Raw genomic sequence first — 1,429 nt, forward strand, 5'->3', positions numbered from 1 at the left:
GAGAGTATGAAACTTTTTCTGTAAAATAATGTTTATAAGGTTCTTCTATGATACAATAAATATCATTAGGAGGGCCTTTTATTATGGCAAGACAAAAGAAACCTGTACATCGTGTACAAATGACAGAAGGAAAACGAAACATCATCCATCAGCTCCTGGAAGAGTACGATATCCAGTCTGCAGAAGACATTCAGGATGCGCTCAAGGATCTTTTAGGCGGCACCATTAAGGAAATGATGGAAGCTGAAATGGATGATCATCTTGGTTACGAAAAATCCGAACGCTCAGATAATGATGATTATCGCAATGGTTATAAGCGGAAACAGGTCAACAGCCGGTATGGCTCGATGGAAATCGAAGTGCCACAGGATCGCAAATCAACGTTTGAACCACAGGTTGTGAAAAAACGTCAGAAAGATATTTCCGATATTGATCAGAAGATCATTTCCATGTATGCCAAAGGAATGACTACCCGGCAGATTTCCGAAACCATCGAAGATATTTATGGCTTTGAAACTTCTGAAAGCTTTATTTCTGATGTGACTGATAAGATCCTGCCACAGATCGAAGACTGGCAGAACCGGCCACTGGACGAGGTCTATCCCATTCTCTACATTGATGCAATCCATTATTCTGTAAGGGATAATGGCGTGATCCGAAAGCTTGCTGCTTACGTGATTCTGGGAATCAACACGGAAGGAAAAAAAGAAGTTTTAACCATCAGTGTTGGCGATAACGAAAGCGCAAAATACTGGCTTTCCGTTATGAATGAACTGAAAAATCGTGGTGTCAAAGATGTATTAATCATCTGTGCCGATGGTTTAACCGGAATCAAAGAAGCGATCGCAGCAGCTTTTCCAAAGACGGAATACCAGCGCTGTATTGTACACCAGGTAAGGAACACGTTGAAATATGTCCCGGATAAAGACAGAAAAGCCTTCGCTGCGGATCTGAAAACCATTTATCAGGCCACAGATGAAAAGAAAGCTCTGGCAGCCTTAGAGCGTGTAACAGAAAAATGGACACCGAAATATCCGAATTCCATGAAGCGCTGGAAGGATAACTGGGACGCAATCTCGCCGATCTTTAAATTTTCAACGACGGTCAGAACGGTGATTTATACTACAAATGCTATTGAATCCCTGAATTCTACCTACCGGAAACTGAATCGCCAGAGAAGCGTATTTCCAAGCGATACAGCTCTATTAAAGGCACTGTATCTTGCCACATTTGAAGCTACAAAGAAATGGACCAGTACGATCCGCAACTGGGCACAGGTGTATGGTGAACTGAGTATTATGTACGAAGGACGCCTCCCAGAGTAACGAATAAACAGGCGAATAAGACGGGCGGAAAACCGCCTGCTCTTGACATGCCATTCAACAACTGTTATATATAAAGCAAGGGTGAAAAGCCTAGTTTTTAAGCT

The 1,429-nt window shown here is 42.3% G+C and carries 1 protein-coding gene; it reads left to right on the forward strand.

The window, feature by feature from the left end; translation table 11 throughout:
- The first annotated feature begins 83 nt into the window (after nucleotides 1–83).
- Nucleotides 84–1,325 carry an IS256 family transposase gene (locus tag G5B06_RS18510; protein ID WP_161234254.1) on the forward strand — a complete coding sequence of 414 codons (1,242 nt, stop codon included), beginning with the start codon at nucleotides 84–86 and terminating at the stop codon, nucleotides 1,323–1,325.
- Nucleotides 1,326–1,429: the final 104 nt, after the last annotated feature.

This window comes from Blautia luti (genome assembly GCF_013304735.1).
Classification (GTDB): Bacteria; Bacillota; Clostridia; order Lachnospirales; family Lachnospiraceae; genus Blautia_A.

Coding starts and splice junctions, on each gene's coding strand:
- G5B06_RS18510 (WP_161234254.1), top strand. CDS start 84: ATGGCAAGACAAAAGAAACCTGTACATCGTGTACAAATGACAGAAGGA.